The sequence below is a fragment of the Acuticoccus mangrovi genome, from assembly GCF_016411865.1.
Lineage (GTDB): Bacteria > Pseudomonadota > Alphaproteobacteria > Rhizobiales > Amorphaceae > Acuticoccus > Acuticoccus mangrovi.
In genome coordinates this window covers 46,955-63,708 of the sequence record NZ_JAEKJA010000021.1, presented here as the reverse complement: position 1 = coordinate 63,708, position 16,754 = coordinate 46,955, and the positions used below count along the sequence as shown (strand labels likewise).

Below are 16,754 nucleotides of genomic sequence, written 5' to 3'. Positions count from 1 at the left end.
TCGGAACAAAGCTAGCGGCTAGGGTTCCGGCGGCGCTTCGGCGTCGCGGCTGGTCCGAGAGCCGCCGCCTGCCCATGCAGGTACACGGCGGGACAAAAGCCCGGGAGGTCCTTGATGCGGTCGAACGCATCGGTGACCCGTCCCGTCGCCGTCGCCTCCTCCGCATCGTCCACCCCGCGGGTGCGTCCCGCACAGTGACGAGAGGAGCGCCGTGACCACCTTCTCCCCCGAGATCATTGCCGCCGCCAAGGCGCGCTATGGCGAGCTGAAGGCCGCCGGCCAGACCGAGGGTGCCTTCGAGGCGAGGCGCGACGCCGCCCCCCGCCTCGGCGCCATCCCCGCCGACGCCGCCCGCTTCACCGACGAGATCCCCGCCGACTGGTACTGGCACGGCCACGTCGCCGCCGGCGAGATTCTGTCCATCGACAATCCCGCGGCGACCCCCGGCGCGTCGCTGATCCTGTGGAGCGCCGTCGACCCCTCCGAGCGCCTCAACCCGGCCGACACCATCAAGGTGCAGTGGACCGCCGCCATCGGCCGCGGCCGCGTGCTCCTGTCCGACATGGGCCGCGCCATGGCCTCGGTCGTCGACGGGCCGGACGCGGCGATGGACTTCGTCGCCGGCGGCTCCACCGCCTTCTCCGCCGGCCCCGGCCGGTTCAACGCCCGCGACCACTTCATCAAGGCCGCCGCCAAGCACGGCCTCGGCAAGCGGGACGTCGGCCCGGTGATGAGCCTCTTCGCGCCCGTCGTGACCGACGCCGAGGGCAACCTCGTGTGGGGCGACGCCCCGCTCGCCGGCCGCGTCGACCTCCTCGCCGAGATGGACCTCATCGCCGCCGTGGCGAACTGCCCGCACCCGCTCGCCCCGTCGGCCGAGGCGCGGCCCATCACCATCACGCTGTGGCGCCCGGCGTCCGCGCCCGACTTCTGCCGCACCGCGACGCCCGAGGCCGAACGCGCCTTCATCAACAACGAGGCCGGCCGATGACACGCTCCTCTCTCGACCCCGCCGCCGCCGTCGCCCGCCACGAGATCGCCGCCACCCTCGGCTGGTCGGGCCTCGTCAAGAAGGGGCAGTCGATTCGCATCGTCGACAGCTGCGGCCAGCAGGCGGTCGACACCCTCTTCTACAACGCCCACGACACCTCCGAGCGCTACAGCGCCCAGGACACCCTTCAGGCCGCCCGCTACGCCTACATCCGCGCCGGCACCACGCTGATCTCCAACGACGGCAACCCGATGCTGACGATGACGGCCGACACGGTGGGCTATCACGACACCTCCGCCGGCGCCTGCTCGGTGGAATCGAACACCGTCCGCTTCGGTCACGAGACGCGCCACCTCCACGCCTGCCGCGAGAATTTCGTCGTCGAAGCCGCCCGCTGGGGGATGCAGAAGCGCGACATCGTCTCCAACATCAACTTCTTCATGAACGTGCCGATCGAGCCGGACGGGCGTCTCGCAATCGTCGACGGGCTGTCGGAGCCCGGCAACTATGTCGAGCTCGTGGCGCTGATGGACGTCATCTGCCTGATCTCCAACTGCCCGCAGATCAACAATCCCTGCAACGGCTTCGACCCGACCCCCATCGAGGTTCTGATCTGGGATCCGGCGTGATCGGCCGCGTCCTCGTCGCCAACCGGGGCGAGATCGCCTGTCGCATCATCCGGACGCTGAAGGCGATGGGCCTTACGGCGGTCGCCGTCTACTCCGACGCCGACCGTCACGCCGCCCATGTCGGGCTCGCCGACGCGGCCGTGCGCCTCGGCCCGGCGCCCGCGGCCGAGAGCTATCTCGACGTCGATGCGCTCCTCGCCGCCTGCCGGACCGAGAGGGTCGACGCGGTCCACCCGGGCTACGGCTTCCTGTCGGAGAATGCGCGCTTCGCCGAGCGGCTCGAGGCCGAGGGGATCCGCTTCATCGGGCCGCGGGCGCAGGACATCCGCCGCTTCGGCGCCAAGCACACCGCGCGCGAGGCGGCGGAGGCGGCCGACGTGCCGCTCCTGCCGGGCACCAGCCTCCTCGCCTCGCTCGCCGAGGCGGAGACGGCGGCGGCCGCGATCGGCTTTCCGCTGATGCTGAAGTCGACGGCGGGGGGCGGCGGCATCGGCCTGCAGCTCTGCGAGACCCCCGAGGCTCTTCCCGACCTCTACGCCCGCGTGCGCCGCCTCGCCGGCGCCAACTTCGGCGACGACGGCGTGTTCCTGGAGCGCTACGTCGCCACCGCGCGACACGTGGAGGTGCAGATCTTCGGCGACGGGACCCGTGTCGTCTCCCTCGGCGCGCGCGACTGCTCGCTCCAGCGCCGCAACCAGAAGGTCGTCGAGGAGACGCCCGCCCCCCTCCTGCCGCCGGCGACCCTCGCCGCCATGGAGGCCGCCGCGATCCGCCTCGGCGACAGCGTCGGCTACCGCTCCGCCGGCACCGTGGAGTTCATCTACGAGGCGGCCGCCGACCGCTTCTATTTCCTCGAGGTCAACACCCGCCTGCAGGTGGAGCACCCCGTCACCGAAGCCGTCACCGGTCTCGACCTCGTCGAGTGGATGATCCGCGTCGCCGACGGCGCTCGGCTGCCCGATCCGCCCGCCCCCGCCGGCCACGCCATCGAAGCGCGCGTCTACGCCGAGGATCCCGCGCGCGACTTCCGCCCCTCCTCCGGCCGCATCATCAACGCCCGCTTCCCCGATGTGCGCGTCGACACCTTCGTCGAGACCGGCAGCGAGGTGCCCGCCGTCTACGACCCGCTGATCGCCAAGATCATCGTCCACGGTGCGACGCGCGAGGTGGCCGTCGCGCGCCTCGCCGACGCGCTCGCCGCCACCCGCATCGACGGCATCGCCACCAATCTCGACTATCTCGCCGCCATCGCCCGTTCCGAGATGTTCGCCACCGCCGCCGTCTCCACCCGCGCCCTCGCCGACTTCTGCTTCGCGCCCCGCACCGTCGAGGTGCTGGCGCCGGGCGCCCAGTCGAGCCTTCAGGACGTGCCGGGCCGTCTCGGCTACTGGCACGTCGGCGTGCCGCCGTCGGGGCCGATGGACCCCCTCTCCCACCGCCTCGCCAATCGCGCCGTCGGCAATGCGGAGGACGCGGCGGCGCTCGAGATGACGCTCATCGGCCCGACCCTGCGCTTCCACGGCGCGGCGACCATCGCCCTCACCGGCGCCGACATGGGAGCGACGCTCGACGGCGCCGCCGTTGCCCGCTTCGTGCCGATCGAGGTCGAGGCCGGCGCCACCCTCGCCCTCGGCCCGGTGACGGGGCCCGGCAACCGCGCCTATCTCGCCGTCGCCGGCGGCTTCGACGTGCCGCCCTATCTCGGCAGCCGCGCCGCCTTCATGCTCGGCGGCTTCGGCGGGCACGCGCCCGGCGCCCTCAAGGCCGGCGACGTGCTCGCCGTCGGCGGCGGCGGCTCCGGCGGTGCGCCGACCGCGATCCCCGAGGCGTCCCGCCCGGCCCTCACCGACGCCTGGACCATCGGCGTTCTCTACGGTCCGCACGGCGCGCCGGACTATTTCGCCGAGGAGGACATCGCCGCCCTCACCGCCGAGCCCTACCGCGTCCACGTCAACAGCGACCGGACGGGGGTGCGCCTCGCCGGGCCGAAGCCGCGCTGGGCGCGCCCCGACGGGGGCGAGGCCGGGCTTCACCCCTCGAACATCCACGACAACGCCTACGCCGTCGGCGCGCTCGACTTCACCGGCGACATGCCCATCATCCTCGGCCCCGACGGCCCGAGCCTCGGCGGCTTCGTCTGCCCGTTCGTGGTGGCGAAGGCGGACCTTTGGATCCTCGGCCAGCTCAAGGCGGGTGACAGCGTGCGCTTCGTCCCCCTCGGCCTCGCCGCGGCGGAGGCGCGCGAGCGGGCGATGGGCGCAGGCCTCGCCGGCGCCGCGCTGCCGGCCCCGCTGGCGCTGCGCCCCGTGGCGCTCGAACCCGCGATCCGCCTCTACCGCGAGGGCCCGATCGACATGACCGTCCGCCGCACCGGCGAGGACAACCTCCTCGTGGAGTTCGGCGACAACGTCCTCGACCTCGAGCTGCGGGTGCGCGCCCACCAGCTCATGGAGCGCATCGCGGAGGCGAAGCTTCCCGCCCTCATCGACGTGACCCCGGGCATCCGCTCGCTGCAGCTCCATTACGACAACATGACGATGTCGGAGCCCGCCCTTCTCGACATCGTCGCCGAGCTGGAACGGGAGCTGCCGCCGCCGGACGACATCGTCGTCCCCTCCCGCGTCGTCAACCTGCCGCTCGCCTGGGACGACAGCCAGACGCGCCTTGCCACCGAGCGCTATCAGACGAGCGTGCGACCGGACGCGCCATGGTGCCCGTGGAACCTCGAGTTCATCCGCCGCATCAACGGTCTCGACAGCATCGACGAGGTCCGCGCCATCGTCTACGGCGCCGACTATCTCGTCTACGGCCTCGGCGACGTCTATCTCGGCGCGCCCGTCGCGACGCCGCTCGACCCGCGTCACCGCCTCGTCACCACCAAATACAACCCGGCCCGCACCTGGACGCCGCAGAACGCGGTGGGGATCGGCGGCGCCTATCTGTGCATCTACGGCATGGAGGGTCCGGGCGGCTACCAGTTCGTCGGCCGCACGGTGCAGGTGTGGAACACCTGGCGGCGTACCGCTCCCTTCCGCGACGGGGTGCCCTGGCTCCTGCGCTTCTTCGACCGCATCCGCTTCCACCCGGTGTCGGAGGCGGACCTTCTCGAGATGCGCGAGGCCTTCCCCTACGGCGGGGTGCCCGTCGCGATCGAAGAGGGCACCCTCTCCGTCGCCGCGCATAAGCAGGCGATGGCGAGCGCGGCCGACGAGATCGCCACCTTCCGCCGCCACCGCGAGGCCGCCTTCGCCGCCGAGCGGGCCCGCTGGGAGGCGGCCGGCCTCGCCGCGACGCCGGACGAGCCGGAGATAGCCGCCCCGCGCCCCGACCTCGACGCCCCGACGCTCGACGCCACCATGGCCGGTATCGTCTGGCGCATCACCGTCGCGGCGGGCGAGAGCGTTGCCGCCGGCGACACGGTCGTGGTGCTGGAGGCGATGAAGATGGAGATCCCCATCGCCGCCGCGCGGGCCGGCCGCGTCGCCACTCTGCTCGTCGCCGAAGGGCAGATGGTCGCCGCCGGCGAGGCCCTTCTCACGCTCGAGGGCTGAGCCGCTCGCCCTCCAGGAGAACGAGGGCGTCCCTCTGCGCTACCGAGCGTAGATGGGACGCTCCAACTCCTCGACCGCGGGCAGGTCGTTCCCGCTCAAATGACTCCGCCCGAGCGGGAGGCGTCAGTGGATGAAGGCGCCACCGTTCACGTCGAGCGTCACCCCGGTGATGTAGGAGGACATCTCCGAGGCGAGGAACAGGCACGCCTGCGCCATCTCGTCGGGTCGTCCTGGCCGGCCGAGCGGATAGGCCTTGCCCGCCTCGATCTTGTTCGCGTCCGGGTTCGCCCCGCGCGAGAAGTCGGTCATCGTGAGCCCCGGCGCCACCGCGTTCACGCGGATGCCCTGCGGACCGAACTCCTTCGCCATCGCCCGCGTCAGGCCGAGCACGCCGGCCTTCGCCGCGCAATAGTGCGGCCCGCCGAACACCCCGCCGCCCTGCAGCGCCGACAGCGAGGAGACGTTGACGATCGCCGACGCCGCCCCGCGCGGCATGTGCGGCAGCACGGCCTGCGACATCTGGATGGTGCCCTTGAGGATCACCCCGCTCACGAGCTCGTAGTCCTCCGCGGTGACATCGAGAAGACCGCGGCGCTGGGTGAGGCCGGCGTTGTTGACGAGCACGTCGACCCCGCCCCAGGCGTCGACCACCTCGGCGATCGCGGTGCGGCAGGCCGCCGCGTCGGTCACGTCGGCGACCACCCCGATGGCGCCGTTGCCGATGACGTCGGCCGCCGCCTGCGGCGCCTCGCCGGCGAGGTCGAGGATCGCAACGCGCGCCCCGTGGGCGGCGAACAGCGCCGCCGTCGCCCGGCCGATGCCCCGCTCGCGCGCCGCCCCGGTGACGACGACCCGCCGGCCGTCGAGAAGCCGCGCCGGGTTCATGCCAGCACCGGTGCGATGTCGTTGAAGGAAACGAGGAGCGCAATGATGATGAGCTCCACGACCACGAAGGGAATCGCTCCCCTGAAAGCGCGCATGATGTCGATCTCCGGCACGGTGTTCTTGACGAGGAAAGTGTTGAGCCCCACCGGCGGCGTGATGGCGCCGATCTCGGCGCCCTTCGTCACGAAGACGCCGAAGAGGATCGGGTTGATCCCGGCGTGCTGCACCGCCGGGTCGATGATGGGCAAGGTGAGCAGCATCATGGTGCCGGCATCCACGAAGACGCCGAGCACCAGATAGGCAATGAGGGGTGCGATGTGAGCTGCCAGCGCGACAGGTCGAAGCCCGTCAGCCATTCGGGCAGCGGCTGGGGCACCTGCGGGGTGGTGAGCGCGCGGCCGAAGAGCCCCGTTCCGATGACGGGCAGGAAGACGCACGACGTCGTCGCCCCGACGTCGACGAGACCGCGCCCGCTGATCCGCCCGCGGTTGGCAGGCCGCATCAGCACGATGAGAAGCGCCGCCGCGCCCCCGAAGGCCGCCGCCTCGGTAGCCATGCCGATGCCGAGACAGATCGTGCCCATAACGACGAGGAGGATGATCTCCCGGCAGCCGAAGAGCGTCCGCGCCTTGTCGCCGAGGCTCGTCGGCGCCGGTCGCTCGGACGGCCCCACCCCCGGCACGAACTTCGCCCACAGGACGAGCATGAGCGCATAGAGCACCGCCGTCAGCAGGCCCGGCGCGATGCCGGCGAGGAAGAGGCCGACGATCGCGGTCTCGGTAGAGATCGCATAGAGGATCAGGAGCCCGCGCACGTAGGCGTGGCGTCGGCGGCCGCCGGCAGCGCGGCCATGCCCAGCAGAGCACGGCGAATGCAGCGAGACGTCATCTTATTGTTCCTCCCTGTTCCGCGGACTGTAGCAGCATATGAAAACGTTTCAACGAATTTCCAGATGAACCTTTATCGGAACGCCCACTCCCTCGGGATATCACGCTAAATATCGAATTATCTCCTCCTTTCTAAAATTGAAAACGTTCATATTAAAAGACTTCTGTCGGAGTCGGCGAGGACGACCGCTTGCCAGCGATGTCGCAGTGGCGACGGGGGCGGTCGCGGCATCGGGCTGGAGGCGGCGCACCCTCCTCGCCGACGGCGCATCGCCGAGACCGTCAGCGCCGCCACCGCGAGGCGCCCGCCGCCGAGCGCCTCGGCACGCCCGAGCGCATCGACCCGCGATCATCAACGCAGCTGGCACGGCCACCCTCGCCCGCTACGGCCGCATCCACATCCTGGTGAACAACGCCGGCATCCTCGGCCCCCGCGCCGCGGTGGGCGACTCCCCCTTCGAGGCCGTCCGGAGGGTGCTCACGATCGACCTCGTCGGCACCTTCGACTGCGCGAGCGCCCTCGTGCCGCAGATGGCGGCACGCCGCTGCGGCCGCGCCGTCAACGTCACCTCCGTCGCCGGCACGGACGGCATCCCCTTCGTCTGCGCCTGCGCCGCATCGAAGGCGGGGCAGATCGCCTTCGCCAAGTCGCTCGCCAAGGAGCTCGCCACCAGGGGCGCCCTGGTGAACTGCGTCACCCCGTCGGCACGCTCGACCAGGAGCGCCGCCGGAGCCCCCTTGCCCACGTGCCACCGGGCCGCTTCGTGGAGCCCGCCGCGTTCGCCGCACCGATCGCCTGGCCCGCGCCGAGCGTGTGCCCCTTCTCCATCAGCGCGACGTTCGACATCTCCGGGATCGCGCCACCGTCCAGGCGCCGCCCCGCCGCCCGCTCCGTGGCGATGCCGCGCGACGGATACGGGTTTGCCGACGGCGCGCGACTGGCGCATAGTCTGTACATTCCTGAATGGCACGCGCCCGCGTGCCCGAGCGTCGAAGCGATACCTTCTCGATGACTTTCATACCCCTTTGGGTGCTGGCGACCGTCAGCGCCTCCGCCGCTCAGACGGCGCGCAACGTCATGCAACGCCACCTCACCGCGTCCCTCGGCACGCTCGGGGCGACGCTCGTGCGCTTTCTCTACGGGCTGCCGTTCGCGATCGCGTTCCTGATCATCGTGGTCAACGTCACCGGCGAAGCGGTCCCCTCCCCGAGCCTCTTCTATGTCGGCCAGGTAGCCTTAGCCTCGGCGTGCCAGATCGCCGGCACGGCGCTGATGCTGGCATCGATGCGCATCACCACCTTCTCGATCACCGTCGCCTATATGAAGACCGAGCCGATCCAGGTGGCGGTGTTCGGCTTCCTCATTCTCGGCGACCGGCTGAGCACGCTCGGGGTCGTCGGCATCGTCGTGGCGACGGTCGGCGTCATCGTGATGTCGCAGGTGCGCGGGGCCTCGCTGGCACGCAGCGGGGCGCTGCGGCCGGCCCTGTTCGGCCTCGCCTCCGCGGCCGCCTTCGCCTGCGCGTCGGTGGGCTTTCGCGGCGCCATCCTGTCGCTCGGCGACGCCAGCAACTTCGTGCGCGCCACCACCACCCTCGTCTGGGCCCAGGCGATCCAGTCCGCGATGCTCATCGGCTGGCTCGCGGTCACCAATCGCGGCGTCATCGTCGCGACGATCGCGGCATGGCGCCAATCGCTGTTCGCCGGCGCCATGGGCGCGCTCGCGACGCAATTCTGGTTTCTCGGCTTCTCGCTCACCTCGACCGCCAACGTGCGCACCCTCGGCCTCGTGGAGGTGCTGTTCGCCCACGTCGTCTCGCGCCGCCTCGCCGAGGCGACCACGCCGCGGCAGATCTTCGGCATGATCCTCGTCGTCGCCGGCGTCGCCGTCCTCATCGCGGCAAGCAGCGGCTAGTTGTGACGTCTCGGAAGGTTGTTCACCCGCATCGGGTTTAGGCTGGAATCGCCAAACCACCGGCGGAGCCCGATGAGGTGAACAACCCGCATTGGAATGCGCGTACGACGGTGCACGGTCGGTGGCGGAGGCGCGCCGGAAGGCGGGGACCAGCTCCGCGACGTTCTTCCACTGGAACAAGAAGCACGGTCGGCTGCTGCCGGCGGAGATGCAGCGACTGAAGCAGCTCGAGGACGAGAACGCCAAGCTGAACAAGTTGGTGGCCATCTCAGCCTCAACCGCGAGATGCGGCAGGACGTGATCCGCCGAAAGCTCCGAAGCCTATCCGGAAACGCAAGCTGGTGGACGAGGTCTGCCGGGAGTGGGGCGCGTCGATCCGGCGAGCATGCCGAGCGTTCGAGTTCCGCACGTCGACGCACCACGACCGGTCCCATCGGCCCGAGCAGGCCCCGTTGGCCGAGAGGATCAAGGACATCTGGACGACGCGGGGTGCGCTCCGGTTGTCGGCGCGTCCATGTTCCGCTGCGCCGCGAGGGCGGGACAATCAACCACAAGCGAACTCATCGCATTTACAACGAGTTGGGCTGCAGTTGAGATCGAAGTCGCCGAAGCCGCGGGTGAAGGCGAAGCTGCGCGCGGACCGCGTTCCGGCCACCGCCGCGAACGAGACATGGGCGATGGACGTCGTCCACATTCAGCTGGCGCCCCGGCGCGAGCCGCGGATCCCGAGGATCGTCGACACGTTCTTCCAGTACGCGCCGGCTGTTGATGCGAAGCTCAGCGACCGGGTCGAGGACGTGATGGCGACATTGGAGCACGTCTGCACCGAGCTCGGGACGCCGAAGACAATCCGGGCCAACCAGGGCTCGGAGTTCGTCTCGCGCGATCTCGACCCGTGGGCCGACGCCAACGGCGTCGCCCTCGACTTCTCGCGTCCGGGCAAGCCGACCGATCGAGGGCCCCGTCACCGGCCAGCCGTCCCGATGAAGCCGCGAAACTCCAACGGGGGTGATCCAGACAAGGGGGGCCAGCTCAGGACGCTTACGCTGGAACGGATAGAGCGGATCACAAAAGAGGCCACCGGCAAACGCTTCTCCGGCAACGACCATGAGCCGCTTCGCCACCCGCAGTCGCCTCCTGCCGCCGCACAAACTCGCCGACAAGTGGTGGACGATCGAGCCCGATTGCCTCGGGCTTGATCCGACGAGATGCCGACGCTGAGCGCAGACGGCACCTACATGCTTGGGATCTTACTCGGAGCCTTTTTCCTCATACTCCGCTCAGTCTGAACGATTTCCAGTTGGTCCAGGTCGTACTCTGATGGTCCCCGGCTGATATATAGAGGAAAACTCCCCTTATCTAAGTAACGTATTGTCGAGCGACGCCAACCAGGGTTATGACGAGCGTTCAACGATGCTACAATAGACCGCAGCAACCCCCTGCTGTCACTCCGAGTGTTCATAAGAAGCATTGTATCAAAAAGCGCTAGAGGTACCAGGCCTGCGGCCATTAAACTTTGAACCAAAGCGCCATCTTCACCGTGCCGAACAGCACCCCTGACAAGAATTGCTGCCCCCTCCGCAAGCACAGGAAGCTCTATTGACTCAATTAAGTCTTGATTTGAAATAACAAGCAAGCGGACAGGGTCGTTATCAGTTGCCAGATCCCCACATGCCGCAATGAAGCCGCCAAAGTACCCATCAATCTTACCTTTTATCATCACGCCGCCTGATGCATCAATATCGAAGTGGTAGGCGTTTATCGACTCAAGGAAAGAAACCAGCGCATAAGGCTCAGGGTCACGGGGCACTTGCGCTGCAATTCGCGCCAACTCCAGTATTTTCGAGTGGGCACCGAGTGACAAAGACGGCGCACCAGGTGCGGATTGAGGGGCTTCGGCCAATATATTCTTCAACGTTGGCGCAAGCGCCTCTGCCGCTGCATTGTGCATTTCTTGTGACGGATAGTAACCATGGCTTACGCGCTGTTTTGTGCCAAAATAACAATGCCCCCCCCCACATAGCGATTCTTGAATTCCACCGGTAAACCATCTTGGCTCACAACTTCGACATAGGCATCGCCTAGTGGAGCAACGGCATCGACCATCCGACGGTCAACTAGCTGAGGAAAATCTCCTACGTACTTAACGTAGCTTTCTTTATTATACTCCAGCTCGGGCGCCCTTGAGGAAAACCATAGCAGAACTTTCGGAACAACAATCTGTGATAATAATTGTTGCATCTCCTCAATCCAAGTATCTTGGCTTTCACTCAGTAACTGGATGGCGTGATCTCGATCGCGCTCCCACAATTCAGGATAAATATCAAATTCTTGCATCATTGGCCCATCAGGCCCATCAGCCACTTTTTGGAACACGCTGTTCCGCCAAACACGATTAGTATATTCGCTATTTCCACAGGAGCGCGCCGAAACCAATTGCACGACACACGCGGCGCCAGAATTAATAATTTCAATAATCCGCTCTTTTTCAGAAAAATAACTCGGGTCCACGGCGGATGTAGATAAATTGATGATAGGAATACCAATACTATCCATTAATTTCTGATGAAAAGGAATTTGCGCAAATCGCCCAAACGTATGGGCTGATCCAATAGCGGAGATATATTGTCCCGGGGTCAACGGTCGAGGGTCTGGACCACGCAAATAACCAATTCCATCGATGCGATATAAATCGTACCGAAATGCTTCTCAATCATAGAACTGATAATTCATCTAAATTACTCCTCGGCCCAATGGGATAATCCAGCAGATTCCAAGTAGCTCATTACATCTTGAGCATTCGTAAAGCGATCGACCAATTTGGCTGGATTTTGCTTCACAACCCCCGCCTCGAGCGGCACATTGGGCTCCCCGCCAAGAAATGACACTAATCTTTGTTGAAATTCCGAATCAAGCAGCTCGTGATAACGGGCCTCGAACAATCTTGACGGGTCAGTGATTCTATTGCGAAACCTCTCGTACGTTCTATCTGTTTTTCGCTTGTACTCAATCAAATCCTCGACTTTGAAATCAACCTTCACGGTACCTGGCGATGCACTATTTTCGTCCTTATCAACCTGCTGTTGCCACGTCGACGTCCGCTGCCCAATCAGGAGAGACGAAAACGATGCCAATCTATTTTCACGCTCAAGAAGGACGATTTTAATATCTTTATCATTAATAATATAATCTAAAACATCTTTATTGTGATAAAAGAAAAGCTTAAATCCAACCGCCTTCTGTTTCCGAGGCGACGTACTATATATTGCATCGAGAAATTTAATCGGATCATTTTCACGTAATTCTATGGGTTCTACCCCATAAATTCTTCTAAATTTTCCGCTCGTCCTGAAGGTTGCAACAAAACCAGGCTTATAAACTTCCCCATGGAAATAGAAATCGGGGTGACTATTCAAGAGGGATAAGAGTAAATTTGACCCGCTACGGGCCTTAGTAACAATAACGACTTTATTCATCTACTCGCCCCCTCACAAGGGTTGCAGTCAGAACTTCCGAAGTCGACGTAGTTATATACCTCTCACAATATATAGTTGTAACTTGGCGTTGCTGCGCAACAGGAAGTTTCATTAGAGCATCTCTCGTCGGACTATTTGGCCTCACGTCGGGAGGATAGGGTGTTATGCTCGTCGTGTCGACGCTTTCCGGAGCACCGGAAAACTCACTTCAAGCAAAGGCGACAGGTGCGGCGCGTCGCGACGAGTGGGTTGAAAGCAATGCGTATTTCAGCCCGACGGCTGTCGTGAAGGGTTAGACGACGGAAGCGTGAGAGCATCGCGACGCAACAGTGCGCTCAATCACCTGTCAGCGACGGTCAAGGCGCCACGAGGTCCCGCTCCCCGTCCGAGCGATGCAGCTGCCGATGCGGCGCTGCGGCTGAACCGGCGCCGCGCCCTGCGGCGGAGGTGGGGCAAAAGCGTGGGCTCGCCGCCGGTAGGTGCCGCGTCTGAACGATGGCCGATCGCCAGTTCCTCCGATACAACGGTGGCCGCGGCGCCGGCGCGAGCGGACACGCCGAAGGGTGCACCCTCCAAGGTCCCGCGCGCCACCCACGCAGACACGCTCGCCGAAACGCACGCCGCCCCCGCCGCCACGCCGGGACACCCCACGCCCGGGACTGCGCAACACCGCACCCGTGACGTCGAGCAAAGGCGCCTTGCGGAAGCGTCAGTCGCCATGCTACCGAGCTTCGCGCGCACGGCGCGTGCCAAGCCGGCACGAGGAGTGCCGAAGCGCAGCGGCGGCAAGGGCAAAAAACCCTTGTAAATCAATAAGGAGCCGTGGCCGAGAGGCTGAAGGCGGCGGTTTGCTAAACCGTTAGGCGGGGTAAACCCGTCTCGAGGGTTCGAATCCCTCCGGCTCCGCCATCTACCCTTCCAATGCCGTCCACTCGCATCCAAAAGCCCCAGGAATCCCGGGCCTTGCCTCTTGCGGCGGTCCATCCGCGTTCGCAATTATGTGTCCATATCCGGGGTTTGCGTTAGGCACCCCGTTAGGCACATGAGGCACGCGGGATGGCTGGAAGACTCACAGCGACCCAGGTGAAGGCCCTCGACGAAGGACGCCACGCCGATGGTGGAGGGCTCTATCTCCATGTGAAGCCGGGCGGGTGGCGCGGCTGGAAGTTCATCACCAACAAGGGCGGCCGGCGCCGTGAAAAGGGCCTCGGGGCTTTCCCCAAGGTGACGCTCGCCGACGCTCGCAAGGCTGCGGCGCGAATCCGCATTGCAATGGATGACGGCGAGGACCCGTTCACCAAGGCCGAGGCTGCACCCACCGTCCCCACATTCGCCGAGGCGGCCGAGCAGTTCGTCGACAGCATGGAGGCGGGCTGGAAGAACCCGAAGCACCGGCAGCAGTGGCGCAACACACTCGGCACCTACTGCAAGCCGATGGCCGATAAGAGCGTCGCCGAGATCGATACCAACGACGTGCTCGCGTGCCTAACACCCATATGGCACACGAAGGCCGAGACCGCGTCTCGGGTCCGCGGCCGGATAGAACGTGTCCTAGACTTCGCCCGTGCGCGAGGATGGCGGGACGGCATCAATCCAGCCATCTGGCGCGGCCATCTCTCCGCCGTCCTCCCCGCCGCCGGGAAACTCAGGCGCGGCCACCACGGGGCCATGCCCTACGGGGAGGTACCGACCTTCATGAAGGCGCTCGCCGCTCGGCGAGGGACGGCAGCGCGCGCCCTCACCTTCACCGTTCTGACCGCGGCTCGGAGCGGCGAGGTCCGCGGTGCAACGTGGTCAGAGATCGACATGGACAAGGCGGTGTGGACTGTTCCCGCCAATCGGATGAAGGCTGGGCGCGAGCACCGGGTCCCCCTCTCACCGGCCGCCCTCGCCATCCTCGAAGCGCTGCCCAAGGGCGAGCCAGACGAGCTGGTGTTCCCCGGTGCGAAACGCGGTCGGCCCATGTCGGACATGACGCTCGGCGCCGTCTTGAAACGCATGGAGTTGGACGAGCTGACCGTCCACGGTTTTCGCTCCAGTTTTTCTACATGGGTGACGGAGTGCACCGACGCGACGATTGAGGTTCGCGAGGCGGCGTTGGCACACGCTGCTGGGGACCGTGTGGCCGCTGCCTATAACCGCTCCGACCACTTCACGCGACGGCGGGCGCTGATGAAGCAGTGGGCCATGCACTGCATCTCTTGGGACAAGGTGTCTCCGATCAGTTCAGAGGCCGAGCGATGATGGATTGGGGCACTCCAGATTGGCGAGACCTCGACGATTACGGTTATGTCGAAGGATGGTCCGAGAAGCGATGGCGGTGGGAATTTCTACGCCGCAGAGATGAATATAGACGTGATTTCGAGGAGGTGGCGGCTCCTATACGAAAGTCAATCACCTGGAGTCAGAAGCATTTGATCGCGCATGCAGTTGCAACTGGTATGGTTGTCCCCGAAAGCGAATTAGGCGTTTTCACAGAGGAAGAGCGTGGGCGACTTGAAGAAATTGCATTCGAGCATCCCGACATGCCAGGCTTTTCAATAGACGCGCCCGACCCGGCGAAATACGGCATGTACAGTCTACTCAACCCGGCAATCGGGGAAAGCCAAGTAATCTATGTCGAGTTTGCAGAGTACGACGGGTTCGAGTTTGGATTTCCCGAATACGACGAACACGAACTAACTGCGGTAACATTTGACCGGCGCATGCCGCTTAAGAAGCAACTCGAAAAGGCGCGTGAATATCTAATCGGGTGGGCTGACGAGGATGGGGAGGAAGATGATGCCCCCCCGAAACGGCGCCGCAACCGGAAGGTAGATCGGATATCCGCTCTACGTGCCATCGACGCTAAAGAACAGGAGCCGGCAATCACATGGAAGGAGATGACCGAAGTGCTTTGGCCTGGCCAAGACAAGGCACCAAGTCGAGCACAAGAGGCATACGAGCGAGGCTGCCGCTTACGAGATAAGCCTCTCTCTTAAATCGGAATGCCGTACTAGGCTGTCGCGGATACTAATCATGTCATCCCTTTGAACGGAGATGGACATGACCTTCCAGATGGAAACCTACCGAGCCACGGAGGCGCCGAAGCCTCTCGTTGTTCCCCTGGTCGCCGGTTTCCGCATGGTCGGCGTCGGCCGCTCGACCGGCTATAAGCTGATCGACACCGATCCCGCCTTCCCTAAGCCCATCGAATGCTCGCCCGGCCGCAAGGGCCTCATCGTCGCCGAGTTGGAAGCTTGGGTGGCCAGCCGCGCGTCCCGCCGCAACATGGTGGAGGCCGCGTGATGGCTGACACCGAAAAGACCGAGCCAGCGCCGACGGTGATGGCCCTCGTTGACGAGTTCGACGTTCTCGAAAGTCGGGTTCGCTTTTACCTGGCTGCCTCCGAAAAGATCGCCGCGGACGGGCTTAGCGCGGACGAACTCGATCCACTAGTGCGGGGCGGCATTGACCTCGTCGACTCTGTTTTGGTCTTTCACGCACTCCTAGCCGAATACCATGCGGCAACCAAGGGCGGTGCCGCATGACGGAGGAGGAAGTGAAGGGCCCGGCGCCGTTGGCAGACGGCAACCGGGCAGATCGAGACAGCAAAGCAACCGTCGGAGCGAAAGATAGCCCCGACACCATCTCATCGCAAGCGAAATGGAACGCCGCGAACCCGCTCGCCCTCTGGGCGCACAACGCCGTCCGGTCTGCGATCCGCCGTGGCATCATCAACCGCAAGCCCTGCGAGATCTGTGGGGCCGAGCCGGCGGACGCGCACCATGACGACCACACGCGGCCGCTCGCGATCCGCTGGTTATGCCGTACGCATCACCAACGCCTCCACGCAGAGAAGCGGGAGGAAGCGGCGTGACCCTGCACAAGAAGCTCGCTGCCGAGGCCTCGGCATTCAAGGCCGGTCGGAAGACGCTTCGTGGCCCGAGTGATCGCGACACGTTCGTGGTCGAGCCGGACCCCGACAGCGTCGGTCTGTGGCGCATCCGCATCCAGCCGACCAAGGGGCCGTCGGAGATCATTCCCGGCCTCAGTTATCCCGAGATGAACCGCCGCCGGCTTGAGCTTTCCGACCGCGGCTTCCTCGGCAAGGTGGACGGAGACGCCGGCTGATGCGCAGGCGTGATCTACGAGAGAGGCAGGCGCTCAAGCTCCTCATATCCCGCCGCGAGGTGAGCGCTATCGAACTCGGCAACGCAGCCGTTGCGGGTGAGGTTAGCCGCTTCGAGGGGCGCGAGAAGCTCGGCTTGAAGCTCGGCATGCACTTCATGAAGCGAGGTTTTGCCCGTCTGACGCGCGAGAACAAGTTCGTTTGGACGCCGCCCGCCAAGTAGGCGGCGCCCCTCCATAGCCCACCATATCGTCTGGCCGCTCACAGGGGGACAAGGACCCCAACCGGCCACCGGGCACTTTTTCGAAT

Annotated in this window: 16 protein-coding genes, 1 tRNA gene, 3 pseudogenes and 1 riboswitch; of the genes and pseudogenes, 14 read left to right on the top strand and 6 right to left on the bottom strand. The window is 65.3% G+C overall.

Annotated elements, in window-relative coordinates; translation table 11 throughout:
* Nucleotides 1–7: 7 nt before the first annotated feature.
* Nucleotides 8–109: riboswitch (guanidine-I (ykkC/yxkD leader) on the top strand.
* A 102-nt stretch (nucleotides 110–211) separates the two neighbouring features.
* The 3 genes from JCR33_RS19490 to uca are packed head-to-tail and all read left to right on the top strand — an operon-like array spanning nucleotide 212 to nucleotide 5,171.
* Nucleotides 212–991, top strand: coding sequence for a DUF1989 domain-containing protein (locus tag JCR33_RS19490; protein WP_198883798.1), 780 nt, complete (start codon nucleotides 212–214; stop codon nucleotides 989–991).
* A complete protein-coding gene (locus tag JCR33_RS19485) occupies nucleotides 988–1,620 on the top strand; it encodes an urea amidolyase associated protein UAAP2 (RefSeq protein ID WP_198883797.1) in 633 nt (210 codons plus the stop codon). Before JCR33_RS19490 ends, JCR33_RS19485 begins: the two co-directional genes overlap by 4 nt.
* The gene (gene uca, locus JCR33_RS19480) at nucleotides 1,617–5,171 is read left to right on the top strand and encodes an urea carboxylase (protein WP_198883796.1); all 3,555 of its coding nucleotides are present in this window, start codon (nucleotides 1,617–1,619) and stop codon (nucleotides 5,169–5,171) included. The genes JCR33_RS19485 and uca overlap by 4 nt, the downstream gene beginning before the upstream one ends.
* Before the next feature lie 123 nt (nucleotides 5,172–5,294).
* On the opposite strand, the gene JCR33_RS19475 is transcribed toward uca, so the two are convergent.
* Together JCR33_RS19475 and JCR33_RS25090 are read right to left on the bottom strand one after the other, a co-directional pair.
* Nucleotides 5,295–6,056, bottom strand: coding sequence for an SDR family NAD(P)-dependent oxidoreductase (locus JCR33_RS19475; protein ID WP_198883795.1), 762 nt, complete (start codon nucleotides 6,054–6,056; stop codon nucleotides 5,295–5,297).
* Nucleotides 6,053–6,870 (bottom strand): annotated as a pseudogene (locus JCR33_RS25090) (TRAP transporter large permease subunit). The gene JCR33_RS19475 and the pseudogene JCR33_RS25090 overlap by 4 nt, the downstream one beginning before the upstream one ends.
* 280 nt (nucleotides 6,871–7,150) lie before the next feature.
* Between JCR33_RS25090 and JCR33_RS25675 the strand changes: the two are divergent.
* A pseudogene (locus JCR33_RS25675) lies at nucleotides 7,151–7,621 on the top strand (SDR family oxidoreductase); the annotation flags it as partial.
* Between the two features lie 16 nt (nucleotides 7,622–7,637).
* Here JCR33_RS25675 and JCR33_RS19455 read toward each other — a convergent pair.
* Nucleotides 7,638–7,790 carry a hypothetical protein gene (locus JCR33_RS19455; RefSeq protein ID WP_198883792.1) on the bottom strand — a complete coding sequence of 51 codons (153 nt, stop codon included), beginning with the start codon at nucleotides 7,788–7,790 and terminating at the stop codon, nucleotides 7,638–7,640.
* 162 nt (nucleotides 7,791–7,952) lie between these two features.
* Between JCR33_RS19455 and JCR33_RS19450 the strand changes: the two genes are divergently transcribed.
* Both JCR33_RS19450 and JCR33_RS25085 read left to right on the top strand, forming a co-directional pair.
* Nucleotides 7,953–8,858 carry an EamA family transporter gene (locus JCR33_RS19450; protein WP_198883791.1) on the top strand — a complete coding sequence of 302 codons (906 nt, stop codon included), beginning with the start codon at nucleotides 7,953–7,955 and terminating at the stop codon, nucleotides 8,856–8,858.
* A gap of 121 nt (nucleotides 8,859–8,979) precedes the next feature.
* Nucleotides 8,980–9,811: pseudogene (locus JCR33_RS25085) on the top strand (DDE-type integrase/transposase/recombinase); the annotation flags it as partial.
* A gap of 281 nt (nucleotides 9,812–10,092) precedes the next feature.
* Here the strand turns inward: JCR33_RS25085 and JCR33_RS19435 are convergent.
* From JCR33_RS19435 to JCR33_RS19425, 3 genes are all read right to left on the bottom strand, one after another.
* On the bottom strand, nucleotides 10,093–10,809 hold the full coding sequence (locus JCR33_RS19435; RefSeq protein ID WP_211110436.1) for a hypothetical protein: 717 nt from the start codon (nucleotides 10,807–10,809) through the stop codon (nucleotides 10,093–10,095).
* Nucleotides 10,810–10,835: 26 nt separating this feature from the next.
* Complete coding sequence (locus JCR33_RS19430; protein ID WP_211110435.1) at nucleotides 10,836–11,522, bottom strand: DUF6473 family protein; 687 nt, start codon at nucleotides 11,520–11,522, stop codon at nucleotides 10,836–10,838.
* 74 nt (nucleotides 11,523–11,596) lie between these two features.
* Nucleotides 11,597–12,334, bottom strand: coding sequence for a hypothetical protein (locus tag JCR33_RS19425; RefSeq protein ID WP_198883786.1), 738 nt, complete (start codon nucleotides 12,332–12,334; stop codon nucleotides 11,597–11,599).
* 816 nt (nucleotides 12,335–13,150) lie between these two features.
* On the opposite strand from JCR33_RS19425, the gene JCR33_RS19420 reads away from it, so the two are divergent.
* From JCR33_RS19420 to JCR33_RS19385, 8 genes are all read left to right on the top strand, one after another.
* Nucleotides 13,151–13,243 (top strand) — tRNA-Ser (locus JCR33_RS19420).
* A 147-nt stretch (nucleotides 13,244–13,390) separates the two neighbouring features.
* Nucleotides 13,391–14,578 carry a tyrosine-type recombinase/integrase gene (locus JCR33_RS19415; protein ID WP_198883785.1) on the top strand — a complete coding sequence of 396 codons (1,188 nt, stop codon included), beginning with the start codon at nucleotides 13,391–13,393 and terminating at the stop codon, nucleotides 14,576–14,578.
* Nucleotides 14,575–15,315 carry a transcriptional regulator domain-containing protein gene (locus JCR33_RS19410; protein WP_198883784.1) on the top strand — a complete coding sequence of 247 codons (741 nt, stop codon included), beginning with the start codon at nucleotides 14,575–14,577 and terminating at the stop codon, nucleotides 15,313–15,315. The genes JCR33_RS19415 and JCR33_RS19410 overlap by 4 nt, the downstream gene beginning before the upstream one ends.
* Before the next feature lie 64 nt (nucleotides 15,316–15,379).
* Nucleotides 15,380–15,622 carry a helix-turn-helix transcriptional regulator gene (locus JCR33_RS19405; protein WP_198883783.1) on the top strand — a complete coding sequence of 81 codons (243 nt, stop codon included), beginning with the start codon at nucleotides 15,380–15,382 and terminating at the stop codon, nucleotides 15,620–15,622.
* A complete protein-coding gene (locus JCR33_RS19400) occupies nucleotides 15,622–15,864 on the top strand; it encodes a hypothetical protein (protein WP_198883782.1) in 243 nt (80 codons plus the stop codon). Before JCR33_RS19405 ends, JCR33_RS19400 begins: the two co-directional genes overlap by 1 nt.
* The gene (locus tag JCR33_RS25080) at nucleotides 15,861–16,193 is read left to right on the top strand and encodes a hypothetical protein (protein ID WP_198883781.1); all 333 of its coding nucleotides are present in this window, start codon (nucleotides 15,861–15,863) and stop codon (nucleotides 16,191–16,193) included. Before JCR33_RS19400 ends, JCR33_RS25080 begins: the two co-directional genes overlap by 4 nt.
* The gene (locus tag JCR33_RS19390; protein ID WP_198883780.1) at nucleotides 16,190–16,447 is read left to right on the top strand and encodes a hypothetical protein; all 258 of its coding nucleotides are present in this window, start codon (nucleotides 16,190–16,192) and stop codon (nucleotides 16,445–16,447) included. The genes JCR33_RS25080 and JCR33_RS19390 overlap by 4 nt, the downstream gene beginning before the upstream one ends.
* Nucleotides 16,447–16,668, top strand: a complete 222-nt coding sequence (locus JCR33_RS19385; RefSeq protein WP_198883779.1) for a hypothetical protein — start codon at nucleotides 16,447–16,449, stop codon at nucleotides 16,666–16,668. Before JCR33_RS19390 ends, JCR33_RS19385 begins: the two co-directional genes overlap by 1 nt.
* Nucleotides 16,669–16,754 lie beyond the last annotated feature (86 nt).